The following is a 16,341-nucleotide window of genomic DNA, read 5'->3' on the forward strand; positions in this document are numbered from 1 at the left end:
CACTCCACGAAGCTCAGCTCTCGCCGCCGGTGGCGATGGTCGCGATCGCGTGTTTGTAGACGAGAACCTCTCGCCCGGCACTTTCGAAGACCACGGCGAACCGGTCGAAACGGCGGATCCGTCCCTCGATCCGGCCTCCGGTGACCAGCTCGACGGTCAGCGGCTTGCCGTCCTTCAGATTCTGAAAAAGGAATCCGTCCTGGATGTTGATGCTCGGCTTGTTCATGCTCTCGCTCCCACGCCCTGGTTCGCCAACCACGTCCGCACCTCGCTGCGGACCGAATCGATGTCGCGCGCGTCGAACCAGCGGATGCGTTCGTCCCGGCGAAACCAAGTCTCCTGCCGCTTGGCGAAATGGCGGGTTGCCTTGATCGTCTCCGCCACCGCTTCGTCGAACGACGACCGCCCCTCGAGGTGGGCAGCCAACTGGCGATAGCCGATGGCCTGGAACGCCGGCGACGCCGAGGACACGCCCGACGCCAGAAGCGATCGGATCTCGTCGACCCATCCAGCCGCCAGCATCCCATGCACGCGCGTCTCGATGCGATGGTACAGAAGCGTGCGCGGCAGGGTCAATCCGATCCGCCACGCCGGAAGGGCATCACGACCGATCGGCGAACGCCGATGCCATGCGGAGAGCGCCTCGCCGGTCAGCTCCCAGACTTCGAGCGCACGCAACACGCGCTGGGTGTCACCCGGAGGGATGCGCGCGTGGCTCTCCGGGTCCACCCGCGCGAGCTCGAGAACGAGCGGCGCCAGACCATCCTCGAGGAGCCGCGAGCGCAGTCGCGAACGGATCTCCGTCGATGCGGGCGGAACCGCGCCCAGGCCGTCGAGCGTGGCCTGAAGATAGAACCCGCTGCCTCCGACGAGGACGGGCAGACAGCCTCGCGCCTGGATCGCCCGCACCGCCTGCCGCGCGAGGACGGCATAGGCGCCGGCGCTGCAACTCTCGCCGGGTTCGACGATGTCGATCAGGTGATGCGGCACGGCCGCGCGATCGGCCGGGGAGGGCTTGGCGGTGCCGATGTCGAGGCCGCGATAGAGCTGCAGCGCGTCGGCGTTGACCAGCTCGCCGCTCCATTCCACCGCGAGCTCCATGGCGAGGGCAGACTTCCCCACCGCCGTCGGGCCGAGCAGGGCGATCAGCGACTCCACACGATGGAGTGTACGACGTCCCTCTGCCCAGCCGGAGGACGGACGCTCGATCGGACACCGCGCGAGGCACCAGCCGCCGCTCCCCGAGTCAGCGTGGCGAAGCCGGAAGATCGAGCCACAGCGGGCCGGACGGCTTCCAGCGCAGGACGACGACCCCGTCCCGGTCGGTGCGCAGCAACCGCGCACCCTGTGCGGCAAGTCGAGAGAGGGCCCCGGGTGACGGATGACCGTAGCGGTTGCGGATGCCGCACGACAACACGGCAAGGCGTGGCGCCACCGCCGCCAGCCACTCGCGCGAGCTCGAGCGTTCGCCGCCGTGATGCCCGACCTTCAGCACGTCGCAGGCCGGCACGCTGCCACGGGCGAGAAGGGCTCGTTCGCCGGCGACCTCGAGATCTCCGGACAGCAGCACCGTTCGGCCACCGCCTGCTGCGACAAGGACCAGCGAACGGTCGTTCTCTCCTGCGGGACCGCGATCGGGGGGTGGCCAGAGCACGCGCAGTCGCCACCGCCCCACGGCAAGCTCAGATCCCGTCGCGACCGGAGTCGTTCGCCCGTGGAAGCTCGTCGCCAGGTCCCCGACGCAACCGGAGTCGGCAAGTCCAGACGGGAGCACGAGGCGATCGATCGGCATGGTCGCAGCCAGGTCACGCAATCCGCCGCAGTGATCGAAGTCCGGATGGGTCAGGGCGACGAGCTCGAGACGATGCAGCCCGAGGTGCGCCAACGAAGGGAGCAGCACCCGTTGCGCGAGGTCCAGACCGAGGACGCCGCCGCCATCGACGAGAGCGGCCGAATCGCCGTCGCGCAGGAGAATCGCATCCCCCTGGCCGACGTCGAGGAACGCAACCTCGAAGCTCGGCGCCGGTCGGCGCCCCCCGCCATCAAGCAGCGCCAAGGCGATCAGCATGCCGAGCGATCGCCGGCGAGCTTTCGGGAGCAGGAACAGGCTCGCACCAAGAGTGGAAAGCCCGACTGCGGCCGGAAATCCCGCTGGGCAGGCGAGCGTCACCCACGAGGACGGCGGCAATCGAGCCGGCAGAATGACCGGAAACGCGATCCGATCAAGGATCGGCGCGGTCGCGACGGCCAGAGACGGGGCGATCGCCACGAGCGAGAACCAGCCAAGCGAGCAGGCCAGCACGAGCGAGGTCCACGGTACGGCCAGAAGGTTCAGGAGCGGAGAGACCGGACTGAAGGTCGCGAGCGCCGGAAGCGCCCAGGGCAACGAGGCGATCTGGGCCCCCAGCGTCGCGCCGAGCGACCTGGCGAGCCACGCCGGCAGCCGGGAAAATCGGCGACCGAGCGGCCCGGCGAGCAGGATGAGACCCGCCGTGGCGGAACACGAGAGCTGGAATCCCAGGTCGTCGATCAGAGACGGCGACGTCCCGGCGAGAATCGCGGCCGCCACGGCGAGGGCATTCGGCGCGAGCGGCCGGCGCCGCAGGGTCAGCGCCAGGATCGCCAGGAGCCCCATGGCGACGGCCCGGAGCAAGGCCGGATACGGCCCGGCAATCATCACGTAGGCAAGGATCGCCAGCGCCGCGAGCAGTCGCTGGGCGTGTCGACCGAGCGGGCTGGCGAGCAGCAGGACGAGCCCGCCGAGCATCGCCACGTGAAGGCCCGACAGGGAGAGCAGGTGGAAGAGGCCCGTGCGCCGGAGCCCACCGACGACGCGATCGGGAAGCGAGCGCGACTCGCCGAGCACCAGGGCCCTGGCCAACGCCGGGCCGATCCCCTGGCCGCCGAGCTCCACGGCCCGCTCCCGGAGGCTCCACTGCAGGCGGCCGAGACGGCCGGGCGGGCGCTCGACCTCGACCACCTGCCAGCTCTTCACCCGGAGCCGCCACGCGGGACGCGATCGAGGCGGGTCGAAGTTGGCGAATCCGACCGACCGGGAGAGGTAGCCGCGCACGCGCAGGCGCGAGCCCGCCACGGGTGCTCTCGAACCGCCGAGGCTCAACCAGGCCGCACCGCCTCCGAGCCGCACGCGCTCGCCCTGGCGCACCATGCGCAGCTCGATCGGCGCCATCCAGGTCTCTCCCCATCGCTGCGCCGGCGCGGAGACCTCGAGCACCGCCTCGACCGCGCGAGACGGAGCGAGCTGGAGCAACTCCTCGCGGCCGGGGCGGTCGTCGACGACGCCGACCAGGACGCCGAAGGCGAGACCGGCGAGCGACGGCCCCCAGGGTCGACGCGCCGCCAGGGCCACGCCAGTCAACGCGACGAGCAGGGCCGGGTGCGGGGCATCGGTCAGGCGGAGCTCGAGCCACAGCCCAGAAAGGACACCGAGACTGAGTCCGATCGCAGGAAGTCCGAGGAGGTCCCTCACGCCCTCCTAGGACGCGAGCGAGCCCTCGCGATCTTCCGTGTGGGGTCAGATTTCTCGGTCGCGGTCGAGCGCCGACGAGAAAAGCGACAGCTCCGGCAGGGCAAATCGCCGCCGCAGGGCTTGGCCGAGCAGTCGGTCGTGGGCCACGGCGAGGGCCGCCGGGTCCAGGCGTGCGCGGACCGCCGCCAACGAGCGCTCGATTCCCGCCTCTAGCTGGTCGCGGCTCTCGGCGTCGAGCGCTCCACTCGCCGCGCGGAGCCATCGGGCCTCGAGCGTTGCCAGGCCCGACTCGACCGCTTCGGCCGAGCCCGAGAGACGGCGGATCGCCTCGGCCAGCGTCTCGCGTTCGGGGAGCTCTGCGGGGAGGGCGGCAGCGAGCCGCGTCAGGCGGTCGGCCACGTCGAGCTCGGGCGCCGCCGGACGAAGGGGCGCCGCCGGACCGAGCGAGAGCCGCTCCTCCCAGAGCTGTTGCACGATCGGCTCGCAGTAGCGCAGGCTCGAAAGCGTGTTGCGGCGCCTTCCGCTTCGGTAGCGCTCGAAGGCGAGGTCGAGCCCGTGCAGCACGAGGTCGAGCGGGATTCCCTCGCGCCTCCAGCCGCGGGCAAGTTGCCAGTCAGCCGACGACAGCAGCGTCGACTTGCCGCGCCGGCTGACGAACCGCGCTTCCACCGCCGCGAAGTACTCCTGGTCGCCAGCGGAGTCGTCGTCCTCAGCCACCGCGGTTGCGCTCGTAGATGAGTCGCAGGCCGATCAGGGTGAGCATGGGATTCGTTTCGCGCAGGAAGCGCGAACCCGAAGCGATGAGCTCAGCCTGTCCACCGGTGGCCACGACCGCCTTGATGCCCGGAACCTCGGCATGGAGCCGTTCGAGAATGCCGTCGACCAGTCCGATGTAGCCGAAGTAGATCCCGGCCTGCATCGCCGAGGCGGTGTTACGCCCGATGAGCTGTGCGGGTCGGCGGACGTCGACCCGGTAGAGCCTGGCGGCGTGAGCGAACAGCGCTTCGGCGGAGATCATGATGCCCGGGCTGATGATGCCCCCGGCATACTCGCCAGCCGCGTTGACCAGGTCGAACGTGGTCGCCGTGCCGAAATCGACCACCACCACCGGACAACCGTAAATCTCGCGTGCCGCCACGGCATTGACGATCCGGTCGGCCCCGACCTCGCCCGGGTTGTCGTAGCGAATCGGCATTCCCGTGCGGATGCCCGGCTCGACGAACAGCGCCTTGCAGCCGAAATACTGCCGCGCCAGCCGATCGAGTGTGGCCTGCAGCGGCGGGACCACCGAGGAGACGATCACCGCCTCGGCGTGCGAAGGATCGAGACCGGCGCGCTCGAAGAGCGGCAGCAGCATGGCGCCGTACTCGTCGGCGGTTCGCTCGGCGTTGGTCGACAGCCGCAAGCTGTGCACCAGTTCCGCGCCGCGGTAGATCCCGAAGACGGCATTCGTGTTGCCGACGTCCACCGCGACCAGGAGCCCTTCGTCTCCCCGTTCGTTGCGAGTATCTCGGCTCATTGGACGACCTCTCCCGCGGCGATCCGCTTCTCCTCGCCCGACACCTCGAGTCGCAGGAACCCGGAATCGTCGACGCCGAGGAACCTCCCTTCGATCCGTTCGTCGCCCATCCGCACCTGCAGGGTCTCCCCGACCTGGTGGATCAGCCGGGCGCGAAACGCGGCGAGCAGGTCGGCGGGAGAAGACGGCGCCGAAAGCACCGCCCCGACCCGCTCGAGGGTCACCCGGATCAGCTCAGCGAGGGTCGGAGGATTGACCATCTCGCCACAGAGCGAGGTGGCACGCAACGATGGCATCTCCTCGGTCGGGTGCGACCGGTTGACCCCGAATCCGATCAGCACCTCGGCCTCTGGCGACGCTCGACGGACCGCTTCGATCAGCACGCCGCCGATCTTCCGTCCCTCGACCAGAACATCGTTCGGCCACTTGATGCGACACCGTCCCGGAATGAAACGGTCCAGGGCCTCGCACAGCGCCAGCGGGACGCGCAGCGGCAACCAGCTCAGATCGGCGATCGGCACCGTCGCGACCCAGGTCGCGTAGAGACCGGCTCCCGGCGGGCTCCACCAGGTGCGCCCTTCCCTCCCCTTGCCGCCGGACTGGTGAAGCCCGACGACGACGAAGCTCGGCACGCTCTCGTCGTCCTCGAGCAGGCGCGAGACCAGGCGCCGTGCCATCCGACTGGTCGAGTCGAGCGTCGAAGCGACGAGCAGATTCGCCGGCCAGCCGGGTCCCGATCCGGCGAGCAGCCGACGCAACTCGTCGGGAGTCGGGTGGAAGCTCTCGCGACGTTCCGCCACCACCGATCCCCGGATCAGCGCCCGTCCACCGCGGCACGCAGGCGGTCGCGCCGCTCCTCGAGCTCGACGACGCGTCGCCGGCTCCCTTCGACCACCTGCGCCGGCGCCTTGCCGACGAAGCCGGGGTCGGCGAGCCGTGCCAGCGCCCGGCCGAGCTCGGCTTCGACCTTCTCCAGCTCCTGGGCGAGCCGCTGGCTCTCCGAGGCGCTCGGCGCCGGCCGCTCCGCGCTCAGCGCGAAGGCCACCCCGCCGATGCGGTCGCGGAGAGCTCCCTCGGGCGCCGCACCGCGACCGCAGAGCTCGAGCCGACAGAGAGCGGCGAGGAGGGGCGCCTGCTCTTCCAGGAAGGCGACGCTTGCCGCGTCCTCCGACTCGAGGTGCAGGCGCGCGGCGTCGCGAGGTGCCAGCCCGAGCTCGAGACGGAGCGCACGGATCCTGGTCACCAGGTCGACGAGAAGCTGCATCTGCTCTTCGACGACAAGGTCCCGCCACGCGGCGTTCGCCTTCGGGTAGGGTGCGAGACAGATCGTCTCCGGATGGACCTGCTCGCGACCCGGCAGGCGTTGCCAGAGCTCCTCGGTGAGGAACGGCATCACCGGATGGAGCAGCCGCAGCGCCTGTTCGAGCACGCTCACCAGAACGTCGCCGGCGCGGGGCCGCGGCGCTTCGCCGGCAAGCGCCGGCTTGGCCAGTTCGATCGACCAATCACAGAGGTCGCCCCAGAAGAAGTGGTAGAGCGCGTTGCAGGCCTCGTCGAAGCGGAAAGCGGTGAGCTTCTGGTCGACCTCCTCGGCGGTGGCGGCCAGGCGCGAGAGGATCCAGCGCTCCGGGAACGCGAGCTGCGCCGGGTCGAAGTCGTCGGACACCCGGGCGTCGCCCGCCTTGCCGAGCACGAAGCGAGTGGCATTCCAGATCTTGTTGCCGAAGGCCCGATAGCCCGCCATCCGTTCCGGATCGAGCGGGATGTCGCGCCCCGGCGCGTCGAGCAACGCCAGCGTGAAGCGCACGGCGTCGGCCCCGTACTCGCCGATCAGGTCCTCGGGATCGAGGACATTGCCTTTGGTCTTCGACATCTTGACGCCTTCGGCGTCGCGCACGAGACCGGTCAGATGCACCGCCCGGAACGGAACCTCGCCGGTGAAGTGCAACGCGGTCATCGCCATGCGCGCGACCCAGAAGAACAGGATGTCGAATCCGGTCACCAGCACGTCGGTCGGATAGAAGGTCCGGAGGTCGGCCGTCTCGTCGGGCCAGCCGAGGGTCGAGAACGGCCAGAGGGCCGAGGAGAACCAGGTGTCGAGAACGTCCTCGTCCTGGCGCAGCCGATCCGTGCCGGCGAGCTCGACGGCCTCTTCGATCGAATGCGCGACGAAACAGCGCCCCGAGTCGTCGTACCAGGCCGGGATCTGGTGCCCCCACCAGAGCTGGCGAGAGATGCACCAGGGCCGGATGTTCGACAGCCAGTGCTCCCAGGTCTTCTCCCAGCTCGACGGAACGAGCGCGAGTCGACCGTCGCGCACCGCTCCGAGCGCCTTCTCCGCCATGCCGGAGACGTCGCAGAACCACTGCGTCGAGACGAGCGGCTGGATGCGCACTCCGCTGCGCTGGCAGTGCCCGACGTTATGCACGAAGTCCTCTTCGCGCAGGAGCAGTCCTTCCTCCCGCAGGCGAGCCAGGACCTTCTCGCGCGCCTCCTCGGCCGTCAGGCCGACGAGATCGGCGCCGGCCGCGTCGGTCATCCGCCCGCGTCGGTCGATCACTTGGATACCGGGAAGGCCGTGGCGCCTCCCGAGCTCGAAGTCGGCCGGATCGTGGAACGGTGTGACCTTGACCAGGCCCGTCCCGAACTCGCGTTCGATCGCCGGATCGGCGACGAACGGAATCCGGCGACCGACCAACGGCAGAATCGCGTGCCTGCCCGCCAGGTGGCGGTACCGCTCGTCCTCCGGGTGGTAGGCGACCGCCGTGTCGCCGAGCATCGTCTCCGGGCGCGTCGTCGCGACCACGATCCGCTCGTCGCTGCCTTCGACGGGATACGCCACCTGCCAGATCTTGTCCTTCACCGACTTCATCTCGACCTCGAGGTCGGAGATCGCGGTGTCGAGCGCCGGAGACCAGTTGACGATGTACTCGCCGCGGGTGATCAGCCCTTCGCGGTGCAGGCGCACGAAGGCCTCGCGGACCGCCTTGGAGAGTCCCTCGTCGAGGGTGAATCGCTCGCGGCTCCAGTCGCAGGAGGCGCCGAGAGAGTCCAGCTGGCGGCGGATGTTGCCGTGGTAGTTCTTCTTCCACTCCCACATCCGCTCGAGGAAGAGCTCACGTCCGAGGGCCTGGCGACTCACTCCTTCGGCAGCGAGCGAACGCTCGACCATGAGCTGGGTGGCGATGCCGGCGTGGTCGGTGCCCGGGAGCCAGAGCGCATTGAAGCCCTGCATGCGCTTCCAGCGCGTGAGCAGGTCCTGCAGCGTCGACTGCAGGGCGTGCCCCATGTGGAGCTTGCCGGTCACGTTCGGCGGCGGGATCATGATGCAGTACGAAGCCGCCGCCGAGGGCGCTTCGCACTTGAAGTAGCCGCGTTCGCTCCAGAAGCGCTGCCAACGCGCCTCGTAGCTCGCCGGTTCGAATCGTTTGTCCATCAGGGGCAGACTCCGCTGACGCGCACCGGTCGGGTGCGCCATGAAACGGGACGCCGGGACGCTACTCGAGCTCGGCTTCGAGCTCGCGGATCCGGGCACGGATCGCCACTTCGGCGAGGTCGGGGACGACCTCCCAGGCGACGTCGCGCAGGACCTGCGGGCCGAGGAGCTCGACGACGCGGCGGGCGATTCGCTCGATGTCGCTGTCGGCCAGACGGAGCTCGCCTGCCGGGGCGAGCACCTCCCGCACCGGAGCCACCGCCGGGATCTCGGCCGGCGGCGCGGCAAAGACGGGTGCCGGAAGAGCCTCGACGACCGGAGCCTCGACGGGCAAAGCCATCGGAGCGCTGGCCGGCAGTACCAGCGAAGGCTCCAAGGGGGCCGGCTCGGGCACCTCGGGCTCGAGGACGAATTCGGACGCCAGATCGAGCTCCGCGGGGGGCTCGAACCGGGTCGATCCGTCCCCTTCGAGGGCGAACGGACTGTCGTCCCAGGAGGTCAGCACGGACTCCGGCTCCGCCGAGAGCAACGGCGCAGCCGGTTGCGCTGCGACCGCTGGCGCCACCGACGGCGTCGCTCCGGCTCCACCGCGCGCGATGAGGTCCTTGGCTCGACGCAGGAGCTCCTGCGAGTCGAAGGGCTTCTTCAGGTAGTCGTCCGACCCGGCGGCGGTCGCCTCGGCGGCGTCGAACGGCTCGAACGTGCCGACGAGCAGGAGGACCGGAATCCGCGGCCGCTGCCGCTTGGACTGCCGACAGACCTCGAGACCGCTCGCTCCCGGCATGTGAACGTCGGCGATCACCAGGTCCGGCGTCATCTCCTCGAGACGTGCCAGAGCCTGAGTGCCGTTGCTCACCGCGACGACCTCGAAATCCTCGTCGAGGAAGGTGAGCTCCACGACCTTCTGGATCGTGACGCTGTCGTCCGCGAGCAGAATTGTCTTGCGCATGCAGGTTCCCTTCCGCGGACCCTCGGCCCGCGCCGCCCCGCTCCCCGCCGCGTCAGGCCGCGACCAGCCGTCGGCGCAGATAGCCGACGATGGCCTCGGTCGAAGCGCCGGGGAGGAAGATCTCGTCGATCCCGGCCTCCTTCAGGCCGGGGATGTCGCGTTCCGGGATGATGCCACCGGCAAAAACCAGGAGATCCATCGCTCCCTGGGCTCGCAGCAGCCGCGTCACCTCCGGCAGCAACCGGTTGTGCGCACCCGAAAGGATGGAAAGCCCGACGGCATCGACGTCCTCTTGCACCGCCGCGGCAGCGATCTGCTCGGGTGTCTGGCGCAATCCGGTGTAGATGACCTCGAATCCGGCGTCCCGCAAGGCACGCGCCACGACCTTGGCGCCCCGATCGTGTCCGTCGAGGCCCGGCTTGGCGATCAGAATCCTCAAGTGCTTGTCGCTCATGAACCTACAGTCTAGCAGAGGCGCCGGCTCAACCCGCCGACGTGAAGTGGATGAGATCGGTCGCCGGCGGAACGTAGCCGAGCTGCCGCAGCAGCGAGACCGCCTGCCCCCGATGGTAGGTCGAGTGATTGACCAGATGGAAGACCGCCTTGCGCAGTGTCCGCGTCTGCGACCGGCCGGCGCTGTCCGTCCAGGTCAGTTCGGCGGCCAGCTGTTCGGCCGTGAGCGAGGCGATGAAAAACTCGAGCTGCGACCAGATCTCCTCGAAGGCCAGGGCCAGCTGGAGGCGATCGGCGAAGGCCTCGGCGGGCAGCGTCTCCGGCTCCGGCCCGCCGAGGAACCGGGCCAGCCAACGCTGCTCGGCGGCGAGGATGTGGGCCATCGTGCCGGCCAGCGACCCGAAGCTGGTTCCCGATTCGCGCGTCAGGTCCTCGACGGAGACCCCACGCAACGCTTCGAGGAGGGTTCGATCGGCCCAGATCGTGTAGGCCAGGAGCTCGCGAACGCTGCGCAGGAGGTCGCTCATGGCGCTCAGAATACCGCCGGTTCCTCGTAGGTCCCGAATACGTCCCGCAGGGCGTCGCTGATCTCGCCCACGGAGCAGTAGGCGCGCACGCAGTCGAGGATCAGCGGCATCGTGTTGTCGTTCCCTGCTGCTCCACGCTTGAGCGCGTCGAGCGTGCGCGATACCGACCCGGCGTCGCGCCGGTCGCGGACCGCATGCAGCAGGGCGATCTGCTGGTCGGCCACTTCGTCGCCGATGTAGAGCGTCTCCATCGGCACCTCGTCGGCGACCTGGAAGGCGTTGACCCCGACGACCAGCTTCTCCGCCTTCTCGATCGAGCGCTGATAGGCGTACGCCGCCTCGACGATCTCCCGTTGCGGGAACCCGGCTTCGATCGCCTCCACCATTCCGCCCAGCTCGTCGATCCGGCGGAAGTAGTCACGCGCCCCGTCGACCATCCGGCGGGTCATCTCCTCGACGAAATACGAGCCGCCGAGCGGGTCGACCGCGTTGATCACGCCGGATTCGTGGGCGATGATCTGCTGCGTTCGCAAGGCGGTCCGGGCGTTTTCTTCCGTCGGCAGGGCGAGCGTCTCGTCGAGCGCGTTCGTGTGCAGCGACTGGGTTCCGCCGAGAACGGCGGCGAGCGCCTGCAACGTCGTGCGCACCACGTTGTTGATCGGCTGCTGCGCCGTGAGCGAACAGCCCGCCGTCTGGGTGTGGAAACGCAGCATCCAGGAGCGGGGGTTGGTCGCCCCGAAACGGTCCCGCATGAGCGTCGCCCAGAGCAGACGCGCCGCACGGAACTTGGCGATCTCTTCGAAAAAGTCGTTGTGGCTGTTGAAGAAGAACGACAGCCGGGGCGCGAAGTCGTCGACGGCGAGCCCGGCCCGCACACCGTATTCGACGTACTCGACGCCGTCACGCAGGGTGAAGGCCAGCTCCTGAAGGGCGGTCGAGCCGGCTTCGCGAATGTGGTAGCCGGAGATCGAGATGGTGTTCCACCGCGGCACCTGCGCCGCAGCGAAGGCGAACTGATCGGTGATCAGCCGCATCGACGGCCGCGGCGGGAAGATGTACTCCTTCTGCGCGATGTATTCCTTGAGGATGTCGTTCTGCAGCGTCCCCGACACCTGACGAGCGATGTCCACGCCCTGCTTCTCCGCCACCGCGAGATACATGGCGAGCAAGATCGGCGCGGTGGAGTTGATCGTCATCGAGGTCGAGACCTCGCCGAGCGGGATGCCGTCGAAGAGGGCCTCCATGTCGGCCAGCGTGTCGATGGCGACACCGCACTTGCCCACTTCGCCGAGGGCCATGTGGTGGTCGGAGTCGTAGCCGTAGAGGGTGGGAAGATGGAACGCCACCGACAGCCCGGTTTGCCCGTTCGCCAGCAGGTACTTGAAGCGCCGGTTGGTGTCCGCCGCGCTGCCGAAGCCGGCGAACTGCCGCATCGTCCAGAGCCGGCCGCGATAGCCGGTGGGATGGATCCCGCGGGTGTAGGGGAACTCGCCGGGCAGGCCGACGTCTCGAAGCGGATCGATGTCCGCAACCTGCTCGGGGGTGACCAGGTGCGGGACCTCCATCCCCGAGACCGTGGTGAAGTCGCTCTTCCACGGATCTCGCCCAGCCTCCGCGGCCGCCTTGGCCGCTTCCCAGCGTTGCCGGGCGACGGTGAGCTGCTGCCGCGCCTCGTCGGGAACGAGAGCCGAGCCGGGCGCCTGCCCGAGGGGTGGGGCCGGCACCGCAGGCTTCTCGGAGATCGCCATGTCGTCGCTGCTCCTGGCGGATTCTCACCCGCCGCGTAGTTTGGCGGAAGTATACAGAAGGACTATTCTTGCGCCATGTGCCAAGTGCCCGAGCCTCTGGTGGGCCTGGTGATGGGAAGCCAGTCCGACTGGGACACGATGCGCCATGCCGCCGAGATGCTCGAGCGCTTCGGCGTGGCCCACGAATGCCGCGTCGTCAGCGCCCATCGCACCCCGGCCTGGCTCAGCGAATACGGCGCCTCCGCCGAAGGGCGCGGGCTGGAAGTGGTCATCGCCGGAGCAGGCGGAGCTGCCCACCTCCCGGGCATGCTGGCGGCACAGACGGTCGTCCCGGTCCTCGGCGTGCCGGTGCAGGGCGCCGCGCTCAACGGGATGGACAGCCTGCTCTCGATCGTCCAGATGCCGGCGGGAATTCCGGTGGGGACCTTGGCGATCGGACGCGCGGGCGCCATCAACGCCGCGCTGCTCGCCGTCGCCATCCTCGCCAGCCATCGCCCCGAGTTGCGTGAGCGCCTCCATGCCTTCAGGCGGCAACAGACCGCCGACGTCCTGGCAGTGACCCTGCCGCCGCCGGCAGCGACGTGACACGGCCGATCCTTCCCGGGAGCTCGATCGGCATCCTCGGCGGAGGCCAGCTCGGGAGGATGCTCGCTCTGGCAGCCCGAACGATGGGCTACTCGCCTCACGTGCTCTGCCCCGAAGGTCGGTCTCCCGCGGGACAGGTCGCCGACCGCGAGGTGGTCGCCGCCTACGACGACCTCGACGCGGTGCGGCGCTTCGCCGCTGACGTCGCCGCCGTCACCTTCGAGTTCGAGAACGTCCCGGCGGCAGCGGCGCTCGCCGCCGCGGCCTGCTGCCCGGTTCACCCTTCCGCCGAGGTCCTGGAGGTCTGCCAGCATCGCCTGCGCGAGAAGCGCTGGCTCGCCGCACGAGGGCTGCCGACGGCCGACTTCCGCAGCGTACGCACCCCCGAGGAGCTTCGTGCGGCGATCGACGCCGTGGGCCTTCCCGCGGTGCTCAAGACGAGCGGCTTCGGCTACGACGGGAAGGGGCAACGGCGTGTCACGACGCGGGGTGAGGCGAAGGCCGCACTCGCCGACCTCGGCGGCGAGCTGATCTTCGAGCGCTTCGTCGACTTCACCGCCGAGCTCTCGGTCGTCGCCGCCCGTTCGACCGCGGGAGATCTCGTCACCTACGGCCCGGTGGAGAATCGGCACCAGCACCACATCCTCGACCTGACGCTCGCGCCAGCCGGGCTCCCTCCGTCGCTTTCGGCTCGGGCCCAGGAGCTGGCTCGAGCCGTCCTCGAGGCCTTGGACGTCGTCGGCGTCCTCTGCGTCGAGCTCTTTCTCACACGGCAAGGCGATCTGCTCGTCAACGAGCTCGCGCCGCGACCGCACAACTCCGGGCACTACACGATCGAGGCCTGCGAAGCGAGCCAGTTCGAGCAGCAGCTCCGCGCCGTGTGCGGGCTGCCCCTCGGCGATGCGACGCAGCGCGCACCGGCAGCGATGGCGAATCTCCTCGGCGATCTCTGGTGGCCCGACCCGGCTCTCACCACGCCACGCGAACCTCGGTGGCCTCGCCTGCTCGGTCGGCCCGGGGTGCACCTCCATCTCTACGGCAAGAGGGATCCTCGCCCGGGGAGGAAGATGGGGCACCTCACGGTCCTCGCCGCGGACGCGGAGACCGCCGGACTCGCGGCCGTCGCCGCGCGGACGGCATTGCTCGAAGGGTGAGACTCTCGTGAGCTCCCCCATCCCCGGTGCGACCTTCCTCGAGACGCTGCTCGACGGGACGGACGAAGGAGTTCTCGTCGCCGACGGCGTCGGCACCATCCTCTTCGCCAACACGCGCGTCGTCGAGCTCTGGGGTTACCGTCAACGCGAGCTGATCGAGAAGAAGATCGGATTGCTCTTCTCCGTCGAGTCGCGGAGCCCGCAGCAGGGAGACGACCCGGCGCGCGGACGGCGGCTGGAAGCCTACCGGCGAGACGGGTCGCGCTTTCCCGTCGAGGCGCGCTGGATCTCGCTCGAAAGCGGGGGTCGCACCCTCTCGATCATCCTGGTGAGGGACCTCAGCGAGCTCGAAGCGGCACGGGAGCGGATGCGGCAGTTCGAGAAGGCGCTGGTGACGATGAGCCTCGGCGTCGCGCTGACCGACCGCGACCAACGCCTGCTCTATTTGAATCCGGCCCTCGCCGAGATGCACGGCTACCGCCCGGAGGAGCTCGTCGGCAATCCGCTCGCCCACTTCGCTCCGGAGGATCCCGCAGCGCGGTTGGAATTCCGCGAGCTGCGTCAGCTCAAGACGATGCGCCACGAGGGGATGCACCGCCGCAAGGACGGCTCCGAGATCCCGGTGGAGGTCGTCTGGGACCTGCTGACCGACCGCAAAGGCGACGCCATCGGCCTGGTGATGATCTGCCAGGACATTCGCGAACGGCGGCGCGCGGAGGAGGCACTGCGCACCAGCGAGGAGCGCTACGCCGTTGCCGTGCGCGGGGCCAACGACGGCATCTGGGACTGGAACCTCGAAAGCGGCACGATCTTCTACTCCGCCCGTTGGAAGGCGATGCTCGGGCTGGCCGACGACGACGTCAGCGATCGACCGAGCGAGTGGCTCGATCGGGTCCATCCCGACGACCGGCCGCAGCTCGAGCGCAAGCTCTCCGCTCACCTCGGGGGCGAGTCGCCTCACTTCGAGGACGAGCACCGGATGCAGCACCACGACGGCTCCTATCGCTGGATCCTCGCCCGCGGACTGGCGGTGAATCCCACGGGGACCGCACCCTCGCGTCTGGCCGGGTCTCTGTCCGACATCACCGACCGCAAGGTCCACGATCCCCTCACCGGGATGCCGAATCGCGCCCTCTTTCTCGATCGCCTTGCCAGTGCACTGGGCCGACTCAGGCGGCGCGAGTCCGGCCAGCTCGCCGTTCTCTTCCTCGACCTCGATCGCTTCAAGGTGATCAACGACAGCCTCGGACACGTTGCCGGCGACCTGATGCTCGTCTCGCTGGCGCGACGACTCGAGAGCTGCATCCGGCCCGACGACACGATCGCCCGCCTCGGCGGCGACGAGTTCACCCTCCTGCTCGAGAATCTCAGCTCACCGTCCGAAGCGCTCGCCGTCGTCGAACAGATCCACGTCGAGCTGGCACGACCCTTCCAACTCGGCGAGAGCGAGATCTTCACCTCGGTCAGCGTCGGCGTGGCTCTCAGCGATACCGGCCAGGAGGAACCCAGCGACCTCCTGCGCGACGCCGACGCGGCGATGTATCGGGCCAAGGCGTTGGAACCGGGGCGTCATCGCGTCTTCGATCAGGAGATGCGGGCCGGTGCCCTGGCGCAATTGCGGCTCGAAAGCGATCTTCGCCGGGCATTGGAGCGCGGTGAGTTCCGGCTCCTCTACCAGCCGGTGGTGGCCTTGCGGACGGAACGGGTCGTCGGCTTCGAGGGCCTGTTGCGATGGCATCACCCAGAGCGCGGGGTGCTCGCTCCCGGCGAATTCCTCCGAGCAGCCGAGGAGACGGGGCTGATCGCACCGATCAGCGCCTGGGGCTTCACCGAGTCCTGCCGGCAGCTCGCGGCCTGGTCCCAGCTCGACCCTGCCGATGATTTCTTTCTCGCCGTCAACCTCTCGCCGCGGCTCCTCGGCCGACCCGAGGTCGTCGACCAACTGGCGAACGAAGTCGCCAAGTCCGGCGTCGAGCCGCGGCGCCTCAAGCTCGAGATCCTGGAGAGCGCCCTCTTGGAGGATCCGGACCGGGTCCGGCGGGTGATCGAATCGTTCCGGTCGATGGGACTTGCCATCGCGATCGACGACTTCGGCACCGGGTATTCGTCGCTCGCCTACCTGCACCAGTACCCGATCGACGAGCTCAAGATCGATCGCTCCTTCGTCGCGAGCCTCGACCAGGGCGGAGGTCGAGCGACGGAGCTCGTTCGCTCGATCATCCAACTCGCCTTCGGCCTCGGGCTCGAGGTCGTCGCCGAAGGCGTCGAGACGGTGGCGCAGAAGGAGCGGATTCAGGAGCTCGGTTGCGGGCTCGCCCAGGGGTTCCTGTTCGCCCGACCGCTCCCGCCGGCCGAGGCCTGGGGGTTTCTGCGCGCGGGCCCCCGGCGAGAGGCTCGGCGGCGGCGGCGAGCCTCGGCGAAAGGCGAGCCGAAGGCCTGACGGAAACAGGGCGTCTTCCTTTCGGCCTTTTTTTACGCCT

14 protein-coding genes are annotated in these 16,341 nt (G+C 69.2%); 3 read left to right on the plus strand and 11 right to left on the minus strand.

The window, feature by feature from the left end; genetic code table 11:
* Positions 1 to 13: 13 nt before the first annotated feature.
* The 11 genes from hfq to IPJ17_14885 all read right to left on the minus strand — a co-directional run bounded on the left by hfq (position 14) and on the right by IPJ17_14885 (position 12,122).
* On the minus strand, positions 14 to 226 hold the full coding sequence (gene hfq, locus IPJ17_14835) for an RNA chaperone Hfq (protein ID QQR72761.1): 213 nt from the start codon (positions 224 to 226) through the stop codon (positions 14 to 16).
* Positions 223 to 1,158 (minus strand): tRNA (adenosine(37)-N6)-dimethylallyltransferase MiaA, encoded by a 936-nt coding sequence (gene miaA / locus IPJ17_14840; protein QQR72762.1) that lies wholly within the window; start codon positions 1,156 to 1,158, stop codon positions 223 to 225. Before miaA ends, hfq begins: the two co-directional genes overlap by 4 nt.
* A gap of 88 nt (positions 1,159 to 1,246) precedes the next feature.
* Positions 1,247 to 3,490: a DNA internalization-related competence protein ComEC/Rec2 gene (locus IPJ17_14845; protein ID QQR72763.1), complete on the minus strand. Its 2,244-nt coding sequence runs from the start codon at positions 3,488 to 3,490 to the stop codon at positions 1,247 to 1,249.
* Between the two features lie 45 nt (positions 3,491 to 3,535).
* Positions 3,536 to 4,207, minus strand: a complete 672-nt coding sequence (locus IPJ17_14850) for a hypothetical protein (protein QQR72764.1) — start codon at positions 4,205 to 4,207, stop codon at positions 3,536 to 3,538.
* Positions 4,200 to 5,009 carry a type III pantothenate kinase gene (locus IPJ17_14855; protein ID QQR72765.1) on the minus strand — a complete coding sequence of 270 codons (810 nt, stop codon included), beginning with the start codon at positions 5,007 to 5,009 and terminating at the stop codon, positions 4,200 to 4,202. Before IPJ17_14855 ends, IPJ17_14850 begins: the two co-directional genes overlap by 8 nt.
* Positions 5,006 to 5,809 carry a biotin--[acetyl-CoA-carboxylase] ligase gene (locus IPJ17_14860; GenBank protein QQR72766.1) on the minus strand — a complete coding sequence of 268 codons (804 nt, stop codon included), beginning with the start codon at positions 5,807 to 5,809 and terminating at the stop codon, positions 5,006 to 5,008. The genes IPJ17_14855 and IPJ17_14860 overlap by 4 nt, the downstream gene beginning before the upstream one ends.
* A 14-nt stretch (positions 5,810 to 5,823) precedes the next feature.
* On the minus strand, positions 5,824 to 8,445 hold the full coding sequence (locus IPJ17_14865) for a valine--tRNA ligase (protein QQR72767.1): 2,622 nt from the start codon (positions 8,443 to 8,445) through the stop codon (positions 5,824 to 5,826).
* A 61-nt stretch (positions 8,446 to 8,506) separates the two neighbouring features.
* A complete protein-coding gene (locus IPJ17_14870) occupies positions 8,507 to 9,394 on the minus strand; it encodes a response regulator (GenBank protein ID QQR72768.1) in 888 nt (295 codons plus the stop codon).
* Positions 9,395 to 9,446: 52 nt separating this feature from the next.
* A complete protein-coding gene (locus IPJ17_14875) occupies positions 9,447 to 9,848 on the minus strand; it encodes a cobalamin B12-binding domain-containing protein (protein ID QQR72769.1) in 402 nt (133 codons plus the stop codon).
* Between the two features lie 28 nt (positions 9,849 to 9,876).
* Entirely contained in the window at positions 9,877 to 10,374 is a 498-nt protein-coding gene (locus tag IPJ17_14880; protein QQR72770.1) for a DinB family protein, read from the minus strand.
* Between the two features lie 5 nt (positions 10,375 to 10,379).
* Positions 10,380 to 12,122 carry a methylmalonyl-CoA mutase family protein gene (locus IPJ17_14885; protein QQR72771.1) on the minus strand — a complete coding sequence of 581 codons (1,743 nt, stop codon included), beginning with the start codon at positions 12,120 to 12,122 and terminating at the stop codon, positions 10,380 to 10,382.
* Positions 12,123 to 12,197: 75 nt separating this feature from the next.
* Between IPJ17_14885 and purE the strand changes: the two genes are divergently transcribed.
* From purE to IPJ17_14900, 3 genes are read left to right on the plus strand one after another with little or no spacing between them, the layout of a single operon-like run.
* Positions 12,198 to 12,707: a 5-(carboxyamino)imidazole ribonucleotide mutase gene (purE, locus tag IPJ17_14890; protein ID QQR72772.1), complete on the plus strand. Its 510-nt coding sequence runs from the start codon at positions 12,198 to 12,200 to the stop codon at positions 12,705 to 12,707.
* Entirely contained in the window at positions 12,704 to 13,861 is a 1,158-nt protein-coding gene (locus tag IPJ17_14895) for a 5-(carboxyamino)imidazole ribonucleotide synthase (protein QQR72773.1), read from the plus strand. The genes purE and IPJ17_14895 overlap by 4 nt, the downstream gene beginning before the upstream one ends.
* A gap of 7 nt (positions 13,862 to 13,868) precedes the next feature.
* Positions 13,869 to 16,301 (plus strand): EAL domain-containing protein, encoded by a 2,433-nt coding sequence (locus IPJ17_14900; protein ID QQR72774.1) that lies wholly within the window; start codon positions 13,869 to 13,871, stop codon positions 16,299 to 16,301.
* Positions 16,302 to 16,341 lie beyond the last annotated feature (40 nt).

Source organism: Holophagales bacterium, from assembly GCA_016699405.1.
Classification (GTDB): Bacteria; Acidobacteriota; Thermoanaerobaculia; order Multivoradales; family JAGPDF01; genus JAAYLR01.